This is a genomic window from Lysinibacillus sp. UGB7, assembly GCF_049058285.1.
Lineage (GTDB): Bacteria > Bacillota > Bacilli > Bacillales_A > Planococcaceae > Lysinibacillus > Lysinibacillus sphaericus_B.
Genome location: NZ_JBMGUV010000080.1, coordinates 1 through 1,702 on the forward strand (window position 1 = coordinate 1; position 1,702 = coordinate 1,702).

Below are 1,702 nucleotides of genomic sequence, written 5' to 3' on the forward strand. Positions count from 1 at the left end.
AAAAATACGTATTATGAAATTGATTCACTTAAGTCAGACTTAGAAAAAATTGTTCAAAAACCTCGCTGTAACTTGACAAAAAACACCATATGTAATAAAATTATTACATATGAAACATATTGATAACGGAAATGAATTACTTTTGTTTTTGGAAGCTTTATCTAATCCTCAAAGGTTAAGAATTATTAGCATTTTGTCTAATGGTAAACAATATGTTAGTCAACTTGCCCGAGAACTGGGTATAAGCAGACCACTCTTATATCTTCATTTACAAAAGCTTGAAGAAGCAAATCTCGTTTCAAGTGATATGGAATTATTAGAGAGTGGTAAAGCTGCGAAATACTATATGCTAAATTCGTTCAATTTTTTACTTAATGAGGAGCTCATTACTAGGTTAGAACCAACGCTTACTATGAAAAAAAATAAGAAAATGGAGGAATAAATTAATGTTTAACGGTGTATCCGGAGTGAACTTTGGAGATATAATAGCAACAATTATTATATTAGGATTGATAGCAATTCCCTTTATTCTAGTAATTTTTATTTATAAAGCATATAAGAAGAATATGAAGCGTGCAGAGGAAAGACTAAACGTAGAAAAACAGCAAGCTTTTGTTTTACAAAAACGAGTAGATGAATTAAATGAACGAGTAATTAAAATTGAAAATTTGCTAAAAGAAATAGATTAATATATTACGATAAACAACTTTTGGTTTAATAAGTAAGAGCGAAAAAAGTCGATGACTCGAATGAAATTTCGTCCACGTCAACGCTCTTATTTAAAAATGTACTTTTCAGTGAACTTACCAAAGTAAGACAAATAAAGTGACCCTTTAAAATTAGATACGGTTATTTCATTAGGCTGAGTTCGATTTTCTATCGGACTTAGTTTTAATTTTGCCTGCATCCGTTGCGTGTTGTAATGATATGTTTTTTTAGTACTTTTTTAAGTTGCTCTATACTTTCAAATCCCTTCAATATATAGGAATTTGGATTTTAAAGAAATTCCCAGCACAAGTTGTCGTGACAGTTGCCTTTACGAGACATATATCTACATAGTTCCACTTGATTGAAACCATTTACAATATTTCTCCATCTAATTGTACCAGCCTTAATCTTAATTCACTCAGCTTAAAATATCTGTATCGGCAGTTCTTAATTTTTCGCTTAAATACCTCTAAATAACTTTCTTGCATTATAAATTTAGTCATAAAAAAACCACATCCCCAATAGTTAGATTTCATCTAATAATTGAGATGCAGTTAATTTTTAAAAACATTAGAAAATTTTATAGATAGACAGATTTATATGTTATTCTGTATAAGAATTTGTTGTATATTTTATAATCTCGCCGCTAACAGATGTAATCTTAATATTCGTACGCATGGTAAATGCTTCTGACCAAGATTAAATAGAAAACACAATATAAGAAGTGACCATGGTGTTAAGAGATAATAAAGTTGTTTAATTTTTATTGAACTAACGAGGCAGATTACTTTAATAAGGTAAAAGTAAGAGGATTACTGAGGCTAAGTAACGAATACTGGGTTAGTAGGAATTCAAATAGAATGAGGAGAAGTAAATGGGTAATACTAAAAAGTTATATCCAATAGAGGCAGCTAAAAGATTTATTAATAAAAGCTTCCCCAATTGTCAGGGAGCTGTATTGGCTGGAAGTGTTGTTAGAGGTGAGGAAACAGAC

Annotated in this window: 2 protein-coding genes; both read left to right on the plus strand. The window is 30.0% G+C overall.

Annotated features, from left to right (window positions below):
• The first annotated feature begins 109 nt into the window (after nucleotides 1-109).
• Nucleotides 110-442, plus strand: a complete 333-nt coding sequence (locus tag ACOMCU_RS27930) for an ArsR/SmtB family transcription factor (RefSeq protein WP_036132026.1) — start codon at nucleotides 110-112, stop codon at nucleotides 440-442.
• Nucleotides 443-446: 4 nt separating this feature from the next.
• A complete protein-coding gene (locus ACOMCU_RS27935) occupies nucleotides 447-689 on the plus strand; it encodes a hypothetical protein (protein WP_010860798.1) in 243 nt (80 codons plus the stop codon).
• Nucleotides 690-1,702 lie beyond the last annotated feature (1,013 nt).

What these genes read in the sequence shown, in the direction of transcription:
- ACOMCU_RS27935 (WP_010860798.1), top strand. Translation starts at nt 447, where the DNA reads ATGTTTAACGGTGTATCCGGAGTGAACTTTGGAGATATAATAGCAACA.
- ACOMCU_RS27930 (WP_036132026.1), top strand. Translation starts at nt 110, where the DNA reads ATGAAACATATTGATAACGGAAATGAATTACTTTTGTTTTTGGAAGCT.